Source organism: Streptomyces beijiangensis (assembly GCF_017315755.1).
In the GTDB taxonomy this organism is placed as follows: domain Bacteria; phylum Actinomycetota; class Actinomycetes; order Streptomycetales; family Streptomycetaceae; genus Streptomyces; species Streptomyces beijiangensis.
On record NZ_JAFLRJ010000136.1, the window covers coordinates 1 to 17,346 of the forward strand.

The 17,346-nt window shown below is 70.5% G+C and carries 16 protein-coding genes and 1 pseudogene; 8 read left to right on the forward strand and 9 right to left on the reverse strand.

Annotated elements, in window-relative coordinates; all coding sequences use genetic code 11:
• Window positions 1-103 precede the first annotated feature (103 nt).
• The 5 genes from J0695_RS14955 to J0695_RS14975 form a co-directional block, all read right to left on the reverse strand.
• Window positions 104-946, reverse strand: a complete 843-nt coding sequence (locus tag J0695_RS14955) for an amidohydrolase family protein (RefSeq protein WP_206962519.1) — start codon at window positions 944-946, stop codon at window positions 104-106.
• A gap of 2 nt (window positions 947-948) precedes the next feature.
• Entirely contained in the window at window positions 949-1,260 is a 312-nt protein-coding gene (locus J0695_RS14960; RefSeq protein ID WP_206962520.1) for an L-rhamnose mutarotase, read from the reverse strand.
• A complete protein-coding gene (locus tag J0695_RS14965; RefSeq protein WP_206962521.1) occupies window positions 1,257-2,213 on the reverse strand; it encodes an aldo/keto reductase in 957 nt (318 codons plus the stop codon). Before J0695_RS14965 ends, J0695_RS14960 begins: the two co-directional genes overlap by 4 nt.
• 24 nt (window positions 2,214-2,237) lie before the next feature.
• Window positions 2,238-3,587, reverse strand: coding sequence for a wax ester/triacylglycerol synthase family O-acyltransferase (locus J0695_RS14970; protein ID WP_206962522.1), 1,350 nt, complete (start codon window positions 3,585-3,587; stop codon window positions 2,238-2,240).
• A 104-nt stretch (window positions 3,588-3,691) separates the two neighbouring features.
• Complete coding sequence (locus J0695_RS14975) at window positions 3,692-5,764, reverse strand: SpoIIE family protein phosphatase (protein ID WP_206962523.1); 2,073 nt, start codon at window positions 5,762-5,764, stop codon at window positions 3,692-3,694.
• 126 nt (window positions 5,765-5,890) lie between these two features.
• On the opposite strand from J0695_RS14975, the gene J0695_RS14980 reads away from it, so the two are divergent.
• Both J0695_RS14980 and J0695_RS14985 read left to right on the forward strand, forming a co-directional pair.
• Window positions 5,891-6,712, forward strand: coding sequence for a YndJ family protein (locus tag J0695_RS14980; RefSeq protein ID WP_206962524.1), 822 nt, complete (start codon window positions 5,891-5,893; stop codon window positions 6,710-6,712).
• Window positions 6,709-7,257 (forward strand): DUF1990 domain-containing protein, encoded by a 549-nt coding sequence (locus J0695_RS14985; RefSeq protein WP_242552686.1) that lies wholly within the window; start codon window positions 6,709-6,711, stop codon window positions 7,255-7,257. The genes J0695_RS14980 and J0695_RS14985 overlap by 4 nt, the downstream gene beginning before the upstream one ends.
• On the opposite strand, the gene J0695_RS14990 is transcribed toward J0695_RS14985, so the two are convergent.
• Window positions 7,250-9,601 (reverse strand): alpha-L-fucosidase, encoded by a 2,352-nt coding sequence (locus tag J0695_RS14990; protein ID WP_206962525.1) that lies wholly within the window; start codon window positions 9,599-9,601, stop codon window positions 7,250-7,252. The genes J0695_RS14985 and J0695_RS14990 overlap by 8 nt on opposite strands.
• A gap of 96 nt (window positions 9,602-9,697) precedes the next feature.
• Window positions 9,698-10,921 (reverse strand): ROK family transcriptional regulator, encoded by a 1,224-nt coding sequence (locus tag J0695_RS14995; protein ID WP_242552687.1) that lies wholly within the window; start codon window positions 10,919-10,921, stop codon window positions 9,698-9,700.
• Between the two features lie 134 nt (window positions 10,922-11,055).
• Here J0695_RS14995 and J0695_RS15000 point away from each other — a divergent pair, with 134 nt between their 5' ends.
• Genes J0695_RS15000 through J0695_RS15015 form a run of 4 tightly spaced genes read left to right on the forward strand, consistent with a single transcriptional unit; the run spans window position 11,056 to window position 14,907 of the window.
• Window positions 11,056-12,108, forward strand: a complete 1,053-nt coding sequence (locus J0695_RS15000) for a sugar ABC transporter substrate-binding protein (protein WP_307798630.1) — start codon at window positions 11,056-11,058, stop codon at window positions 12,106-12,108.
• Window positions 12,109-12,116: 8 nt separating this feature from the next.
• Entirely contained in the window at window positions 12,117-12,842 is a 726-nt protein-coding gene (locus tag J0695_RS15005; RefSeq protein ID WP_206962534.1) for an ATP-binding cassette domain-containing protein, read from the forward strand.
• A complete protein-coding gene (locus J0695_RS15010) occupies window positions 12,839-14,011 on the forward strand; it encodes a sugar ABC transporter permease (protein WP_206962527.1) in 1,173 nt (390 codons plus the stop codon). The genes J0695_RS15005 and J0695_RS15010 overlap by 4 nt, the downstream gene beginning before the upstream one ends.
• On the forward strand, window positions 14,008-14,907 hold the full coding sequence (locus tag J0695_RS15015) for an ROK family protein (RefSeq protein ID WP_206962528.1): 900 nt from the start codon (window positions 14,008-14,010) through the stop codon (window positions 14,905-14,907). Before J0695_RS15010 ends, J0695_RS15015 begins: the two co-directional genes overlap by 4 nt.
• A 73-nt stretch (window positions 14,908-14,980) precedes the next feature.
• Here J0695_RS15015 and J0695_RS15020 read toward each other — a convergent pair whose 3' ends face one another.
• Complete coding sequence (locus J0695_RS15020; RefSeq protein WP_206962529.1) at window positions 14,981-15,151, reverse strand: hypothetical protein; 171 nt, start codon at window positions 15,149-15,151, stop codon at window positions 14,981-14,983.
• A gap of 225 nt (window positions 15,152-15,376) precedes the next feature.
• Window positions 15,377-15,598: pseudogene (locus tag J0695_RS15025) on the reverse strand (ABC transporter ATP-binding protein); the annotation flags it as partial.
• Between the two features lie 273 nt (window positions 15,599-15,871).
• Between J0695_RS15025 and J0695_RS15030 the strand changes: the two are divergent.
• Window positions 15,872-16,414, forward strand: a complete 543-nt coding sequence (locus J0695_RS15030; RefSeq protein ID WP_206962530.1) for an HD domain-containing protein — start codon at window positions 15,872-15,874, stop codon at window positions 16,412-16,414.
• A 25-nt stretch (window positions 16,415-16,439) separates the two neighbouring features.
• Window positions 16,440-17,303, forward strand: a complete 864-nt coding sequence (locus J0695_RS15035) for an SDR family oxidoreductase (RefSeq protein WP_206962531.1) — start codon at window positions 16,440-16,442, stop codon at window positions 17,301-17,303.
• Window positions 17,304-17,346: the final 43 nt, after the last annotated feature.

Consider the following 17,346-nt stretch of genomic DNA (forward strand, 5'->3'; position numbering starts at 1 on the left):
GGAGGGCGGTCCGGGCGGAGGGCGGGTCGGCATTACCCCTGAACCGTATCGACCACTTCGAGGTCCGTACGGCAGCCGGGAAGCGCCTGGTGTCGCTCGGGCCTCAGATCCCGTAGACGCGGGCGGCGGTCGCCCCGAAGACGTCCGCGCGCTCGTCCGGGCTCAGACCGTCCGTCACCTGCCGCGCCGCTTCGACCACTTCGCCGTAGGTGGCCGCCAGCCGGCAGACCGGCCAGTCGGAGCCGAACATCAGCCGTCCGGGCCCGAAGGCGTCGAGCACGGTCCTCGCGTACGGGCGCAGATCCTCGGCCGTCCAGGAGTCCCACGCCGCCTCGGTGACCATCCCGGACAGCTTGCAGACCGTGTTGGGGAGGGCGGCGAGTGCCTGTACCCCCTCGGCCCACGGCTCCGGCGGCCCGGCCGCGATCGGCGGCTTGCCCAGGTGGTCGAGTACGAAGGTGAGGTGCGGGAGCAGTTCCGCCGCCCTGGCGGCAGCGGGGAGCTGGTGAGGGAGGACCAGCAGGTCGTACGCGAGTCCGGCGGCGGCCACCGCCGCAAGACCGCGCTGCACGTCGGGACGCAGCAGCCACTGGGGGTCGGCCTCGCCCTGGACCTGGTGGCGGATGCCCACAAGCCGGTCCCCGCCGGGCATCTCGCGCAGGGCGGCGAGGGTCGCGGCCACGTCGGGGGCCGTGAGGTCGGTCCAGCCGACGACCCCGGCGACCAGGTCACTGCCGTCCGCGAGGGCGAGGAACTCCGGGGTCTCGGCGGCGACGGTGACCGTCTGTACGAGGACCGTGGACCGCACCCCGGACGCGCGCGCCTCGGGTTTGAGGTCCGCGAGGGAGAAGTCGCGCCTCAGTGGTGCGAGTTCGGGCCCGGTGATCCAGTCCTGGTCCCGTACGGACAGATCCCACACATGGTGGTGCGCGTCGATGATCCGCATGCTCACAGCTCCCAGGCGACCGGCAGCCCGGCCGCCGACCCCTCCGATGAATAGTCGTGCACCACGTCGAGGAGGTCGGCCATCCGGGCCTGCCAGGCCACATTCACCGGGAGCTTCTCCAGCTCGTCCAGCAGGCGCGCGTAGTCCTCGCACTCGATGAGGTGGAAGAGATCGGTACCACTGCGCCAGATCGTCCAGGAGGTGGCGCCTGCTGCCCGTATCGCCGTGGTCAGCTCTCCGGGAACCTCGCGGTGTGCGGCTTCGTACTCCTCGATCCGGTCGGCGCGGACCTTGGTGTGCAGGGCGATTCTCAACTCGGCTCCTCGGTGTGCAGCTCGTCCCAGAGCACTTCGGGTATCTCGTGGCGCAGCATGGCGGCCGCGTCGCGGACCTCGTCGGCGGACCGGGTGCCGACCAGGACGCTCGCCACGGCCGGGTGGCGGGCGGGGTACTGGAGCGCGGCGGCCCTGAGCGGGACGCCTCGGCGCCCGGCGACGTCCTTGAGGTGCAGGGCCCTGTCCAGGACCTGGGGGGACGCCGCCGCGTAGTTGTAGGTCGCGCCGGGCTTCGGGTCGGCGAGCAGCCCTGAGTTGAAGACCCCGCCGACGACCACGCTCTTGCCCCGGGCGGCCGCCTCGGGCAGCAGTTCGGCCAGGGCCGTGCGGTCGAGGAGGGTGTAGCGGCCGGCGCAGAGCACCACGTCGACGTCGGTGTCGCGGAGGAATCGGGTGAGCATCGCGGTCTGGTTCATGCCGGCGCCGATCGCCCCCACCACGCCCTCGGAGCGGAGCTTCTCCAGCGCCGGATAGGCCTGGCCGAAGGCGGCCTCGGCATGGTCGTCCGGGTCGTGCAGATAGACGATGTCGATGCGGTCGAGTCCGAGCCTGGCCAGGCTGTCATCGACGCTGCGGCGGATGCCGTCCGCGCTGAGGTCCCAGACGCGGCGCGAGTCGGCGGGTACGGCGAAGCCGTTGGCCAGGTCGTCGCCTCCGCCACTGTGGGGTTCGAGGAGTCGTCCGACCTTGGTGGAGACGACGTACTCCGCGCGCGGCCGTTCGCGCAGCGCGGTGCCCAGCCGGCGCTCGGAGAGACCGAGCCCGTAGTGCGGCGCTGTGTCGAAGTATCTGATGCCCTCGTCCCAGGCCGCGTCCACCGCCGCCCGGGCGGCCTCGTCGTCGACCTGGCTGAAGAGATTGCCGATTCCGGCCGCCCCGAAGGAGAGTTCGGTGACTTCGACCCCGCTGTGTCCGATCATGTTCCGCCGCATGCGACGAATATTCATCGGATCACTTCAGTGCGTCAACACCTCTGCGAGCAATTCCGCCAGCTCCTCCTTCACACACTCGGCCAGCCGGTCCGCATCCGGGACCGCCTTGCCGTCGGCGACCAGCCCCACATGCACCTGTCCGCCGTAGGTCGACAGCGCGACGGCGAGTGCCTGCCCGCGCGCCAGCGGCGCCATCGGGTAGATCTCCCGCAGCGGGCTGCCGGCCAGGGAGAGCTTCGAGCGAGGCAGCGGGACACTCGTCACCAGGACGTCGAAGAGCACCCGTGCCGCGTTCCCCGCCAGCGAAGCCCCGAACCGGTGTGCCAGCGAAGGCAGTTGATCGGCCAGTACGGCCACCGCTCCCGCCCCGCGCGAGGGTCCTGCCGACTTGTTGCGGTCCATCGCGTCGCGTACGCCGGTGAGCCGCAGCCAGGGGTCCGGTTCGGTGACCGGCAGTCCGACCAGGTACGCCGAGAGCTTGTTGCCGTCGCTGGGCGGCACGCCCGGACGGCGCCGGGACACCGGCACGAGGGCGCGCGGATCGACACCCGGCAGCCGCTCGCCGCGCTCGATGATCCAGCGCCTCAGCCCGCCCGCCACTGTGGCGAGGAGCACATCGTTGGCGGTGCCGCCCACCGTCCTGCGGATGCGCAGCACTTCGGCCTGGTCCAGTACGGCCGTCGCCAGCCGCCGGGTCCCGCTCGAACTCGCGGCCAGCGCCGAGTCGGCCCACAGATCGAGCCGGCTGGCGCGCATCACCGAGGCCCCGATGCCGACCGCCTGCCCGAACTCCTCGAACCTGTCCCGCGCGAAGCCGGCCACCTGCCGCGGTCCCGGCAGCCATGAGCGGGGCGGGACGACCACCCTCCCCCGACGGGCACCTGCCGCGGAGCGCGTCCCCGCGATCTGGTCGAAGATCCCGGCCCCGATGGCCACGGCACGCATCCCGTCGGCGAGCGCGTGATGCATCTTCACCAGTACGGCGAAGGATCCGTCCGCGGCCCCCGTCAGCACGTACATCTCCCAGGGCGGCACCCCTCGCTCCAGCGGACGCTCCATCAGCTCCCCCGCGAGTTCCCTGACTTCGGCGGCGAAGTCGCTCGCGGGCAGCCGTACCAGCCGGACATGCCGGCGTACGTCGAAGTGCTTGTCCTCGCTCCAGGCCGCCCCGCCGACGGGCAGCCACACCCCGCGCACACACATCCTGAGCCGGGGAATCGCGGCGGCGCGGGCGGCGAGGACGTTCACCACCTCTTCGTCGCCGGCTTCGGGTGAGGGGTCGAAGACGGCGAGTGCGCCCAGATGCATGGGGTGCTCGGCGGATTCGAGGTGCCAGAACGCGAGATCAAGCGGGGCCAGAAGCTCGGTGCTCAACGGATCCTCGATGTCATCGGAGGCGGGTGAACCAGCAGTCAATCGCCCACGGTCGGTTACGGTCAAGTACGTTCAGGATACAGACCGTTACCATCGGGTATCGATCACGTTGCCTCACGATGCGGCACGGTGAACTCGCACCACACGCATTTACCGCTGCCTCGGGACTCCACTCCCCACACTTCCGCCATCCGGTCGACCATCATCAGTCCGCGTCCCGAAACGCCCGATTCCCCGGCCTCCCTGCGGCGCGGCAGGGCGCTGGACCGGTCCTCGACCTCGACACGCATCCGGCGCTCGGCCCCGGCGAGGACCCTCAGGGTGACGATGGCTCCGCCGTCGGTGTGCATCAGCGCGTTGGTGATCAGCTCATCGGCGGCGAGCTCGATTTCATCGGACCTCTCCCCCGCGCCCCAGGCCCGTACCGCCGCACGGATCATGTGCCTGGCCGAGCTCAGGGCCTCCGGATCGGCGGCGGCCACGTGCTGCCGCAGCCGGCCGCCCGACTGCGGCAGGTCGCCGACCGTACGGCGCAGGAGGAGCAGCGCCACGTCGTCCGCGCCGCTCCGGTCGTCCACCACCTCGCACAGCCGGTCGGCGAGGAGCTGCAGATCGCGCGGACCGCTCTCGACCGCCATCGACAGCGCCTGCATCCCGTCGTCCAGATCCGCGCCGGGCTGCTCGACCAGACCGTCGGTGTAGAGCAGCAGGGCGTGTCCGGGATCCAGTTCGACGGCGGTGACCGGGTATTCGAGCTGGCGGAACTCGGCGGAGAGGCCGAGCGGCAGGCCGCCCTCGACGGGCAGTCGGCGGCAGCTGCCGTCCACGTGCCGCACCAGCGGGTCGATGTGACCGGCGCGCACCACCTGGACGACACCGGTGCTCAGGTCCACCTCGGCGTAGGTGCAGGTCGCGAAGCGCTCGGTGTCCAGCTCATGGAGGAAGACGGAGGCGCGGGCCACGACGGTGGCCGGGGTGTGTCCTTCGGCCGCGTACGCGCGCAGCACGATGCGCAGTTGGCCCATGACGGCCGCCGCATGGGTGTCATGCCCCTGTACGTCGCCGATGACGGCGCCCACCCGGCCGCCGGGCAGCGGGATCACGTCGTACCAGTCGCCGCCGATGTCCTGGCCGAGACGGGCCGAGCGGTAGCGGACGGCGATCTCGGCCCCGGGGACCTCCGGGATCCGGCGGGGCAGCATCGCCTGCTGCAGCCCCTGGGCCAGGTCGTGCTCCTGTTCGTAGAGCATGGCGCGCTGCAGACTCTGGGCGATGGAGCTGCCGAGGGCGACCAGGAGGTTGCGCTCGTCGGTGGTGAAGCCCGTCTTGTCGCGGTACAGCAGGCCGAGCGCGCCGATGGGGCGGGCCTGGGCGATCAGGGGCAGATAGGCGGCCGAGGTGATGCCCAGCTCGCTGATGTGCGGCCACAGATCCGGGTAGGAGGTGGCGAAGTCCTCCGCCGACTCGATGAAGCGCGGGGCGAGGGTACGGATCACCTCGCTCATCGGGAACGGCTCGTCCACCCGGGTGTACCGGGTACCGGGCACGAAGCTGCCCTCCGGCCCCTCGGCGACGAGATGGATGCGGCCGGCCTCGTGCAGGCCCATGACCAGACTGGTGGCGCCCAGGTGCTCCAGACCGTCCGAATCCTTCAGTACGTCGATGACATCACGCACGGTGCGGGCGTGGGCCAGGGCCGCGGTGGTCCCCTCGACGAGGCTGGTACGGCGGCGGCGCTCGGTGTCCAGCTCATGGCGGGCGGCGGACTCGGCGAGTTCCTGGGCGGCGTCGCGGACGATGCCGATGATGCGGTGCGGCTTGCCGGTGGCGTCGCGGCGGATGAAGCCCTGGGTGTGGACCCAGCGCAGGACGCCGTCGCGGGAGCGGACGCGGAAGTAGGCGCCGTAGGTGGTGGAGCCGTTCTTGAGTGCCTGCGCCACCATCGCGTCGAGCCGGGTGCCCTCGTCGGAGGGGACCCGCTGGCCCAGCGTCTCGGGGCGGCCGTCGTATTCGTCCGCGTAGAGGTCGAACACGTCGAGTGCAGACTGATCGAGATGCATCAGCCCGCTGTCCAGATCCCAGTCGAAGCTGCCCATGCGGTTCAGGGCAAGGCTCAGATCCGGGTGGGCGGGCCAGTCGTCCGGAAGGGACGAAGTGCCCGCTGTCCGATCAACCATGGAGACACTCTGACACGATTTGTCCCATTACTCGACCGGTCGATCACCCCTACTTGAACACGTTCAAGTCTAGGTCTAGGCTCAGGGCGCGTCTTGAACGCGTTCAACCTAGGGGTGGGGGAACCGATGACCGTACTGGTCGGTCTGATCGTGATGCTGGGGATGCTCGTCGTGGTCCCGGCGGGACTGCGGCTCATCGGTGATCCGCGGCTGGACACCGTGCGCAGACTCTGGCCGCTTGCGGCGGTGCCCGGGGCGCTCTCGCTCTGGGTGGCGCGCGGCCCGGTGGCCACCGCGCTCGCCTCCGTCTACGCCGTGGCCACCGTGGTGCTCGCGGCGTACGCGCCGGTGCGGCTGTACCGCACCCGCTCGCTCGCCGCCTGCGAGATCGCGGTGCTGACCGCGCTCGTCACCCCGTCCGTCGCCGGTCTCGCGCTGGTCGCCGAACGCTCGGGGCACGAGCTCTTCGGGTTCGATCTGCGGATCCTGGCGCTGACCGTGCCGCACTTCCACTTCGCCGGATTCAGCGCGGCCCTGATCGCCGGTCTCTGCTGCCGGGCGAGCAGCGGCCGTACGGGGAAGATCGCCGCGCTGAGCGTGCCGCTGGGAACCCTGCTCGTACTCGTCGGCTACTTCCTCGACGACTGGGCGGAGCTGGCCGGGGCACTTGTCCTCACCGCGGGCATGTGGGCCGTGTCGCTGCTGACCTGGCGGGACATCCGTACACAAGGCCGCGACCGGCTGACACGGGCGATGTTCGCGACGGCCGCCGGCGTCCTGGTGGCGACCATGCTGCTCGCCCTGAGCTGGGCGCTCGGCGAGGCCACCGGTATTCCGCACCCCAGCCTGACCTGGATGGCCGCCACCCACGGCCTCGGCAATGCGCTCGGCTTCGCACTCTGTTCGGTGCTGGCCTGGCGACGCATCAAGGAGACTGCTGCCGTATGAACCTGCTGACCCGGATGAACCGCACCAGCCGCTCGGGCGCCCTCAACTACCCGGAGACGGGGGCCACCCGGAGCCTCCCGCTGCCGCCCGGCTATCACCATCTGCAGGTCCGCTCGCCGATCGGGTACGGCCGTACGGCCTTCGAGGCCGCGGGTGCCGCCGTGACCGGCTGGCGGATGCACCGGCATTCGGGCGCACGGGTGGTGGCCGAGTCCCCGCGGGCGGAGCCGGGGACTTTCGTGGAGGTGTCGGTGGGGTGCGGACCGCTGCGCTTCCGCGCACCGTGCGAGGTGATCTGGACGGCGTACGAGACCGGGCGCACGGGATTCGCGTACGGCACCCGCGGGCGCCATCCGGAGTCCGGCGAGGAGTCCTTCGTGGTGGAGCTGGCCGAGGACGGCACCGTGTGGTTCATGGTCACCGCCTTCAGCCGGCCCGCGAGCTGGTACACCCGGCTCGCGGGCCCGCTGGTCCCGGTGCTCCAGCGGGCCTACGCCCGCCGGCTCACCGCGGTCCTGCGGCGGATCGCCGCGGGCACTACCTGATCTGCTCGATCTTGAAGACCCAGGCGTAACGGCCCGCGGCCCTGGCCGCCGCGGGCACGTCGATCACCAGCTTTCCGCCGCTCGTACGCCAGTTGAGCGGGCGGGGGTAGCCGAGCATGGTGACCTTGTCGCCGCTGCGTACCGGAACCGGTGCCTCGACCGTCAGCGTGGCGCCGGGCTTCGCCAGCGAGTGGATGTAGAAGGCCTTGCCCGGCCGGATGGTGAAGCGCAGGTCCTCGCCCAGCTCCGGCATCCGCGCCCAGTACGTACTGCCGTAGATCGCCTCGCCGTTGACCTTCAGCCACTGGCCCGTCTCGCGCAGCCTGGTCTGCATGATCTCCGGGATGGTGCCGTCGGCGCGCGGGCCGATGTCGAGCAGGAAATTGCCGTTCTTGCTCGACGCGTCGACGATCGTGTGCACGATCTCCTCGGCGGACATGTACATGCTGTCGGGAGTGGCCTGGTTGTAGCCGTAGCTGAACGGGTCCAGGCCCCGGCTGGCCTCCCACTTGTCGGTGACGACCGAGTCGTACGTCGTGTACTCGGGCGTCGTGAAGTCGTGCGGCCCGATGCCCGAACGGTTGTTGACCGTCACCTCGATGGGCCGCCTGCGGTTCTTGGCGTGGTTGAAGTACTCGGCCAGGACCCGGTGGCTGTCGTTCTGCCCGCCGATGTCGCACCAGATGATCTCCGGGTCGTAGCCCTCGATCAGCTCCAGCATCTGCGGGGCCTGCAGATCCTTCACGTAGTCCTTGCCGGCCGTGTAGCCGGTGTACGGCACGGGCTCCAGGGTGTACGGGTTGCGCGGCGCGTGGCCCATCCAGGGGCTGTCCGGGTTGAACCACTCGGGCATCGAGAAGTACAGGCCCCGGTGCAGTTCGGGCGCGTAGGTGCGGGACGCCTCGAAGAGCTCCTTGATCAGGTCGCGCTTGGGGCCCATCTTGACGGCGTTGCGGTCGGAGACCTTGCTGTCCCAGAGCGCGAAGCCCTCGTGGTGCTTGGAGGTGAGGACGTGGTATTGCGCCCCGGCGTCCCGGAAGAGCTCGACCCAGGAGCGCGGGTTGAAGTTCTTGGCCGTGAACTGCGGTATGAAGTCGTCGTAGTTGAAGCTCTCGCCGTACACCTCGCGGTGGTGGGCGTAGGTGGGGTTGTTCGGGTCCTGCATCTGGTCCCAGTACCACTCGGCGTACTGCTTGCCGACCGGCGCCCAGGCGGGCACGGAGTACACGCCCCAGTGGATGAAGATGCCGAACTTGGCGTCCTGGAACCAGTACGGCGCCTGGTGGGTGGAGAGCGACGCGTCGGTGGGCTGGAAGTCCGGCACCCCGAGCGTGAGTTGGCTCGGCGATGCGGCCGCCTCCTGGCCGCGGCCGCGCGCCACGACCCGTCCCGCACGCTGGGTGCCGGGGTCGACACCGGGCTTGGAGCGGATGCCGATACGGACCCTGGCCTGGTCCCCGGGGGCGAGGCGCGGGATCCGGGCGGGCTCGACCGTACGGGCGCCGTCCACGTCGACGGAGACGGTGAGCGCGTCGGCGGCGAGGATCCCGACGGTGCCCGCGTTGACGACGGTGGCCTCGACGCTCTGGGCTCCCGAGTCGAGCGAGCTGGTGGTCGAGTGGGCGCCCCGCAGCGTCAACGCCCGCCCCTCCGCCGCCGGTTGAAGGGAGAGCGCGAAGACGTGGAGCGAGGACTTGTCGGCCTCGGCCGGGTGCGTGGTGGGCAGAGTGACGCCCACGATCTCCTTGGACGGGTCGATCGCCACCTCGGAGACGCCGAAGGAGACCCGGTTGGCGTCCTTGCCGCCGGAGGGGTTGTAACGGTACGGGGCGGAGAGCGGTCCGCTGCCGGAGTACCAGTCGGGGCCGCCGAGCCCGGCCGTGCCGGTCGAGCCGTCGGCGTAGTGGAGCGTGGCCGGTCCAGAGGCGGCGCCGTAACTGCACGAGACGAGGAACGATCCGGAGAGATAGCGCCCCTGGGGCAGGTCGATGCGCTGCCCGAGGGCGACGATGTTGTTCTTGGCGCCCGCCGTGGCGGCGGGGAACAGGAACGGCACACCGTCCAACTGCACTGGCCCTGCGGGGAGTTCCTCGCCGGGGAAGGTGTAACCGGAGCCGTCGAAGTTGCCCCCACGGGCGTCCGCGGTGTCGATGCCGTCGTTGTCGAACCACTGGTCGAGCGGCACGGGGACGGCGGCCGGGACAGTGCCCCAGTCGCCTCTCACTTTCCCGACCGTTTCTGCCGTTCTTGGATCCGCATCGGCCGTTGCCGGGGTGAGAAGGGCGGCGCCGACTGCCGCTCCTGCCGTCATTCCGAGTACATGTCGCCTGGGAAGCTCGGTCATGAGATCCGATGATTGGAGCGCGGTGACCGCCTGTCAATACACTTCACCGCACAGAAGGGAACTTCCTTCCCTTTGACATCCGATGACTCGGGCGGATCAGTCGACTGCCAGGGCGCGTTGGAAGACCAGGTCACGCGCATGGCGAAGCCCGGTGGCCAGCGCCCCGAGCACCACCGCTCCGTCCCCGAGCGCCGATGCCTCGATCCGCGGCGGACGCAGGGGTACGAGGTCGCCGAGCCTCTCCCGTACAGGCGCGACGAGCAACTCCCCGCCGTGCGCCCCGATTCCGCCACCGAGCACCACCAGCTCCGGGTCGAGTACGGCGATGACGCTGGCCAGGGCGTGGGCGAGATGGTCCGCCTCGGCCTCCACCACCCGCAGCGCCGTCGCGTCCCCGGCCCGCGCGGCGTCGAAGATCCGTTTCGCACTGATCCGGCCGCTCATCCCGAACCGCCGGGCCACGGCGACGACCGCGTCGGCGGAGGCGACGGACTCCAGCAGCCCCCGGCGGCGCGAAACCGCCCCCGCGGCCAGCGGATCGCTCTCCCCGAACGGCAGATAGGAGATCTCGCCGGCCGCGCGCTGCGCCCCGCGGTGGAGCCGCCCTCCGAGGACGACCCCCATCCCGATGCCCGTGCCGATGGACATGAAGACGAAGTCGTCGACGTCGCCGCCCAGGCCGTGCGCCTGCTCGCCGAGGGCGGCCAGATTGATGTCGTTCTCGACGAGAAAAGGCGATCCGGTCACGGTACGGAGCCGGTCCACGGATCCGGGACGGTTCCATCCGGGCAGATTGGGGGCGAGGCGCAGCGCCCCGGTCGCCTGGTCGTGCGTGCCCGGGGTGCCGAAGACGGTGTACGTGACGGCGTCCGGCGTGATGCCCGCCTCCTCGGTGATCTCCTGTGTCAGCAGGCCGAGTTGAGCGAGCAGTCCGACGGCGCTGCGCGCCCTGGAGCGGACGTCGCGGCGGACCACGGTCTCCCCCGTGAGCGTCGCGAGGGCGACCCGTACGAACGACCGGCCGACGTCGAAGGCCATCACCCAGCCGGCCTGCGGATGGATCTCGTAGAGCTGCGCCGCCCGCCCCGTGCCACCGGTGGCGAGCCCCACGGACCGCACCACGCCCACCCGTTCGAGATCGGCGAGCGCCACGGAGATCGTGGGCTTGGAGAGTCCCGTGGCTGCCGCCAACTGGGGTCTGGACACCGGGCCGTGGCGCAGCAGCTGCTCGAAGAGCGCCCGCTCGTTCATGATGCGCAGCACGCTGGTCGAGCTGGCTGTCGGGTCGTCGTGTCCGTTCATCGCTGCCCCCTTCGTCAAGGACTCTTCCTTTCTTCGGTAGAGACCTTGCCAAACTCTCTCAACGGTCCCACATTCATAGGGAAATCAGCTCAGCCTTCGGCCCTCAGCACGAGGAGAGGCTCATGCGCGGTGGATGGATAGCGTTGCCGGCGGTGGCACTACTGCTTGTCGCCGGCTGCTCCGACAGCAGTACACCTTCCGGCAAGGGCGGCGGCGGGAAGAAGAACCCGACGATCGCACTGCTGCTTCCCGAGTCGAAGACCACACGGTACGAGTCCGTGGACCGGCCGAAGTTCGAGGCGAAGGTCAAGTCCCGCTGTCCCGCCTGCAAGGTCCTGTACTTCAACGCCGATCAGGACGCGCCCAAGCAGCAGTCCCAGATCGAGGCCGCCCTCACCCAGGGCGCGGATGTCCTCGTCCTGGACGCCGTCGACGCCGCGGCGGTCGCGCCGCAGATCCACGCGGCCCAGCAGAAGAAGGTCCCGGTCCTCGCGTACGACCGGCTGATCAAGGGGATCGCGTACGACGCTTTCGTCTCCTTCGACAACGTCAGGGTCGGCGAGATGCAGGGCCAGGCGCTCCTCGACGCGATGAAGGCGCGCGGCGTCACGGGAAAGCCGAAGATCGTGATGATCAACGGGGCCAAGACGGACCCCAGTTCGGCCGACTACAAGAAGGGCGCGCACAACGTCCTGGACGGAAAGGTCACCATCGGCAGGGAGTACGACACCCCGGACTGGAGCCCGGACAAGGCGCAGGACGAAATGGAGCAGGCGATCACCGCGCTCGGCCGGGACTCGGTGAACGGTGTCCTCTCCGCCAACGACGGTATGGCGGGCGGCGCCATCGCCGCGATGAAGCGCGCCGGATACGCGAAACTCCCGCCGATCACCGGCCAGGACGCCGAACTCGCCGGCGTGCAGCGCATTGTGACGGGCGATCAGTACATGACCGTCTATCTCGACATCCCCGCACAGGCGGCACAGGCCGCCGAGACCGCCATCACCCTCGGCCGCGGCGAGAAGATCAAGGCGCCGGCGTCCGTGAACAACGGAACGGCCGACATCCCTGCCTACATGCTCAGCCCCACCGCTGTCACCAAGGACAAGATCAAGGACACCATCGTCAAGGACAGCTTCTACACGGTGGACCAGATCTGCACCGCCGCCCTCGCCACCGCGTGCACGGCAGCGGGGCTCCGCTAGTGGCGGCGCTGCTTGCCGTACGGGGCGTGATCAAGCGGTACGGTCCGGTGCGCGCCCTGGCCGGAGTCGACCTGGAGGTACGCGCCGGTGAGGTGGTCGCGCTCGTCGGGGACAACGGCGCTGGCAAGTCCACGCTGATCAAGGTCGTGTCGGGTGTGACCCATGCCGACGAGGGCGTCATCACGCTCGACGGGCGCCCGGTCACCGTCCGTGGCCCGCACGACGCCCAGGCGCTGGGCATCTCCACCGTCCACCAGGACCTGGCCCTCTGCGAGAACCTGGACGTCGTCGCCAATCTCTTCCTCGGGCATGAGCAGCGCCGCTTCTCCTGGCTGCGCGAGCTGCGCATGGAGCGCACCGCGCGGGATCTGCTCGCCTCGCTGGACGTACGGATCCCCGAGATCCGCACCCCGGTCGCGGCGCTCTCCGGCGGCCAGCGCCAGTCGGTGGCCATCGCCCGCGCACTGATCGGCGAACCCCGCCTCGTGATCCTGGACGAGCCGACCGCCGCTCTCGGCGTGGAACAGACGGCCCAAGTGCTGGCTCTGGTACGGAGATTGAGGGACAGAGGTCTGGCGGTGCTGCTGATCTCGCACAATCTCGTCGACGTCACCGCGGTGAGCGACCGGGTCGCCGTGCTCCGGCTTGGCTCCAACGCGGGCGAGTTCACCACCCGGGAGGCGACGCAGGAGATGATCGTCGCCGCCATCACGGGTGCGGGGTACGGGTCATGAAGGCCTACGCGGCCGCCGCCCGGGAGCGGCTGACCGGCCGGGAGCTCGGGGCACTGCCCGTCACCGCCGCCCTGGCCGTCATCATGATCGTCTTCTCCTCCCTCAACAGCCACTTCCTCTCCTCCGAGAACCTCACCAATCTCGCACTGCAGATGGCCGCGACGGGCACCATCTCGCTCGGCGTGATCATGGTGCTGCTGCTCGGTGAGATCGATCTGTCGGTCGGTTCGGTCAGCGGTCTGTGCGCCGTCGTGATGACGATCCAGACCGTCCGCCACGGTCTCCATCCGCTGCTCGCCGTCCTGCTGGCGCTCGCCGCCGGCGCCGCGATCGGGCTGCTGCACGGGCTGATGTTCACCCGTATCGGCATGCCGTCCTTCGTCGTCACGCTCTCCGGGCTGATCGGCTGGCAAGGCCTGCTGATCTACCTCCTGGGCAAGGGCGGCACCATCAACCTGCCCTTCGACGGGTCGATCGCGAAGCTCAGCGACACCTGGCTGCCGGACGCCCTCTCCTGGACCCTGGCCGCGGTGATCACCGCCGTGTACGCGGCCGTCGCCGTCCTCACCCGCCGTGCGCGGGCCGGTCTCGACCTCCCCTTCGAACCGGTGCTGCGCCCCGCCCTGCGCATCACCGCACTCGCCGCACTGCTGGCGATCGTCGTCCGTATCCTCACCACCGACCGCGGCGTCCCGCTCACGCTGGTGATCTTCGCCTCGCTCGTCGTCGTGCTCGACGTGCTCATCCGGCACACCGTCGCGGGCCGCCGGATGTACGCGGTCGGCGGGAACGCGGAAGCCGCACGCCGCTCCGGTATCAACGTCACCAGGGTGCGCACCCTGGCGTTCGTCGCCTCGGGCACGATCGCCGCGTTCGGCGGGGTCCTCGCGGCGAGCCGGCTGTCAGCCGTCAACCAGAACTCCGGCGGCAGCGACATCCTGCTCAACGCCATCGCGGCCGCGGTGATCGGCGGGGTGAGTCTCTTCGGCGGGCGCGGACGCACCTACGCGGCCCTGCTGGGCATCCTCGTCATCCAGTCGATCACCAACGGCATGCTGCTCCTCAATGTCGACTCCTCGGTCCGCTTCATGGTCACCGCGCTGGTCCTCGCCCTGGCCGTGGCCCTCGACTCGCTGGCCCGCAAGGGCCGTCCGGAGGGGCTGGGATGACGCCGGGCTTCGTCCTGGGCATCGACTTCGGCGGTACGAAGGTGGCGCTTGCCACCATGGACACGACGGGCCCGGTCCCCCGCGTCCTCGGCCGCACCCGGGTCAGGACCGCGGGCCCCGGCGGTGCGCACGGTGTGCTGCGGCGGTCGATGGCGGCGGCCGCAGAGCTCGTCGCCGGAACCGAAGGGCGGCTGACGGCCGTCGGCGTGGCCACGATCGGAGTGGTCGACGGCGAGCGGATACGGCTCGCCCCCACCGTGCCCGGCTGGGAGGACCTGGACCTCCCCCGGCTGCTCCGCAAGGAGTTCGACGGAATCCCGCTCAGGATGGACAACGACGTCAAGGCGGCCACTGCGGCCGAGCTGCACTGGGGCCGGCTCAGCGGGGTGCGCAGCGGTCTCTACCTCAACATCGGTACGGGCCTCGGCGCGGGAATCGTCACGGAGGGGCGGGTGGTGCCCGGCGCGCACGGCGCTGCGGGTGAGATCGGCTATCTGCTGCGCGTACCGGACGAGGCGGGCTTCGCGGCGGGCCGTGCCCCGCTGGAGGAGCACATCTCGGGCGCCGCCCTCGCCTCCCGGGGGACGCGGCTTCTCGGCACTCCGGTGTCGGCGGCCACTCTCTTCACCCGGCGGCACGACCCCAGGGTGCACGCCCTGATCGAGGAGTCGCTCTCGGCGCTCGCCGCGGCGGTGGTGAACCTCTGCATCGCGCTCGACCCGCAGCGAGTGGTCCTGGGCGGCGGTCTGATGGGGGCGGGCAGACCCGTCGTACACAGGCTCCGGACGGCGCTGGACGACGCCGTCCCCTTTCCCCCGGAACTGGCCCCGGCCCGCTTCGCGGACGAGGCCGCGCTGTACGGGGCGGTGTCGCTGGCGATGGACGCGACGGTGTGAGGATATTCACGGCCCGCCAGTGCGAAGCCCCGGCCCCCGGCGGATGCCGGGGGCCGGGGCAGGGCGAGCCGCTCTAGTCGATTCCCTGGAGGATGTGGGGCTCTGCCAGGTCTTCCTCGTAGCCGGCCAGCCGGATGGGCGCCGAACGGGCCCAGACTTCGAGGTTGCCGAGCTTCTCGGGCCCTCGGGCCCGATCGCTCCGGTCTGCCGGGCGCTGCTCGCGCTCTGTCGTTTCAGGTGTCACCGCGCACTCCTTTGTGCTCGCGTAACCGCATGGGCAAGGGCAGTTCGGACGCGGTGGCGCCGGTTTTCGGGCGGGATCGCGGCCGTGGTGCGTGCCTGTCCCAGAACGGGCCGGGGAGACTGGTGGGTCTCTTCCGGCTGTCCGTCGGGAACAGAGTAACCAAATGAGCGGAGTCCCGCTCGATGGGGACTGGAGTCATCGCGCCAAGTTTTCTTTGCCTGACGTTCAGCGGGATGTGGGGTTCCGCTCCCAGCCGCACATTTTCGCGGTCGGCCGCCTGGTCTCGGCGGGTGTGTGGTGCCGTCCGACCGGGATCACCAGCGGCGTTGAGCTGACCGGGTCAGTGATCACCTGGCAGCGGAGGCCGAAGACGTCTTCCACGATGGCGGCGGTGACGACATCGGCGGGCGGGCCTTCGGCGACGATCCGGCCGGACTTCATCGCGACGTCTCTGCGCTGTCCCGCGACAGTGCGGCGTATGACTCCGCGCCCGGACTCAGCTGCCCCCACTCACCTGCTCCGCAGCATGTCCGGCACGGATGAGTGACTTCCGGCCACCCACCTCCGGCCAAAACACAGGTAAGGCTAACCTAACCCATACGGATTGGGCAGACGGGCCCCCGCGAACGTGGCGGAGGGTTAAGACCCCGTTGGCCCGGGCGACAGATGGCCCTGATCTGCTCGGCCAGGACGCCGCCACCCATGGGGAGGAGCAGAGAGATGACGCCGGGGACCGTCGACGAACTGATGGAGTTGCTGCACGCCTGCCGGAACGCCTGGGACGCCCCGGACCGCAGCGGCGATCCGGTCGACCTCTACGACCACGCGCTGCAGACCGCACACCTGCTGCGCCGCTCCCGCCCCAGCGACAAGGAGCTTCAGGTCGCAGGACTCGTACACGACCTGGGGCACCTGCTCTCCCCCGGTGACGACGCGGGCCACGCGGACCGGGCCGCGGACGCCGTGCGCGGACTGCTCGGGGCGCGGGTGGCCGGGCTGGTGCGGCTGCATGTGCCCGCCAAGCGCTATCTGGCGGCCATGGAGCCCGGGCGTGCGCTGTCGCCGCAGAGTGCGCTGACCATGGGGCTGCAGGGCGGGGTGATGACTCAGGGAGAGGTCGCCGCCTTCGAGCGCGATCCACTGTGCGAGGAGGCGCTCACACTGCGGCAGGCCGACGACGCGGGGAAGGTCGTGGGACTGAACGCGGGGATCATGGAGGACTGGCGTCCCGTACTGGAACTGGTGGCCGCACGGGTGAACTGACGGTCCGTCATGAGACCGTACGGAGATGGATTCCCACGGTGTACTCGACGGCAGGGCGGCCATCGTCACCGGCGCCTCGCGCGGCATAGGTCGCGCGATCGCACAGGCGCTGGCGGCGGCCGGAGCTCAGGTCTGTGTCACCGCGCGCGATCCGGACGGTGTGGCGGCGGCCGTACGCGAACTGACCGCCGCCGGGGCCCGTGCGGTGGGCTGCGCCGGTACGGTCGCCGATCCCGGGCACCTCGCGGACTGCGTCGACCTGGCGGTGCGGGAGTTCGGCCGGGTCGACGTCCTGGTCAACAACGCCGCCACGAACGCCCCGTTCGGTCCGCTCATGGACGCCGACCCCGATGTCTGGCGCGAGGCGTTCACGGTGAACGTGGAGGCGGCGCTGCGGCTGACCCAGCTCGTATGGCGGGCCGGGATGCGTGAGCACGGCGGGGCGGTGGTCAACATCTGCACCGAGGGCACGCACGGCGTGGGGCCGCAGGTGGGTGCGTACGGGACGAGCAAGACGGCCCTGCTGCGCCTCACCCAGCAGTTGGCGGGGGAACTGGCCCCTGCGGTGCGGGTCAACTCGGTCTCACCGGGCCTGGTGCGCACCGAGATGGCGCGCTTCGTGTGGGAGACCGCGGAGGAGCGGATCGCCGAGGGGCTGCCGATGGGGCGCATCGGGGAGCCGGAGGACGTGGCGCGGGCGGTGCTGTGGCTGGTCTCCGACGAGGCGCGCTGGGTGACGGGCACCGACCTGCTGGTCGACGGCGGGACGAGGGTGCGGGCGGCCGGCGCGGGACCGTACGCCGTGCACGAGCGCTTGCGCGGTGCGAAGACGACCAGCCGCAGCACGGCGAACCGGCCTACGCCGGCGAGCGCCGACGCGGAGAGATAGACCGCCTGCTCACAGAGGGCGCCGGGCTCCGGCCGGAGCCCGT

Excerpts from the sequence above, each read along its gene's own strand:
- J0695_RS14955 (WP_206962519.1), bottom strand. The coding sequence starts at position 946 with ATGCGGATCATCGACGCGCACCACCATGTGTGGGATCTGTCCGTACGG.
- J0695_RS14965 (WP_206962521.1), bottom strand. The coding sequence starts at position 2,213 with ATGCGGCGGAACATGATCGGACACAGCGGGGTCGAAGTCACCGAACTC.
- J0695_RS14975 (WP_206962523.1), bottom strand. The coding sequence starts at position 5,764 with ATGGTTGATCGGACAGCGGGCACTTCGTCCCTTCCGGACGACTGGCCC.
- J0695_RS14980 (WP_206962524.1), top strand. The coding sequence starts at position 5,891 with ATGACCGTACTGGTCGGTCTGATCGTGATGCTGGGGATGCTCGTCGTG.
- J0695_RS14985 (WP_242552686.1), top strand. The coding sequence starts at position 6,709 with ATGAACCTGCTGACCCGGATGAACCGCACCAGCCGCTCGGGCGCCCTC.
- J0695_RS14990 (WP_206962525.1), bottom strand. The coding sequence starts at position 9,601 with ATGACCGAGCTTCCCAGGCGACATGTACTCGGAATGACGGCAGGAGCG.
- J0695_RS15010 (WP_206962527.1), top strand. The coding sequence starts at position 12,839 with ATGAAGGCCTACGCGGCCGCCGCCCGGGAGCGGCTGACCGGCCGGGAG.
- J0695_RS15015 (WP_206962528.1), top strand. The coding sequence starts at position 14,008 with ATGACGCCGGGCTTCGTCCTGGGCATCGACTTCGGCGGTACGAAGGTG.
- J0695_RS15030 (WP_206962530.1), top strand. The coding sequence starts at position 15,872 with ATGACGCCGGGGACCGTCGACGAACTGATGGAGTTGCTGCACGCCTGC.
- J0695_RS15035 (WP_206962531.1), top strand. The coding sequence starts at position 16,440 with ATGGATTCCCACGGTGTACTCGACGGCAGGGCGGCCATCGTCACCGGC.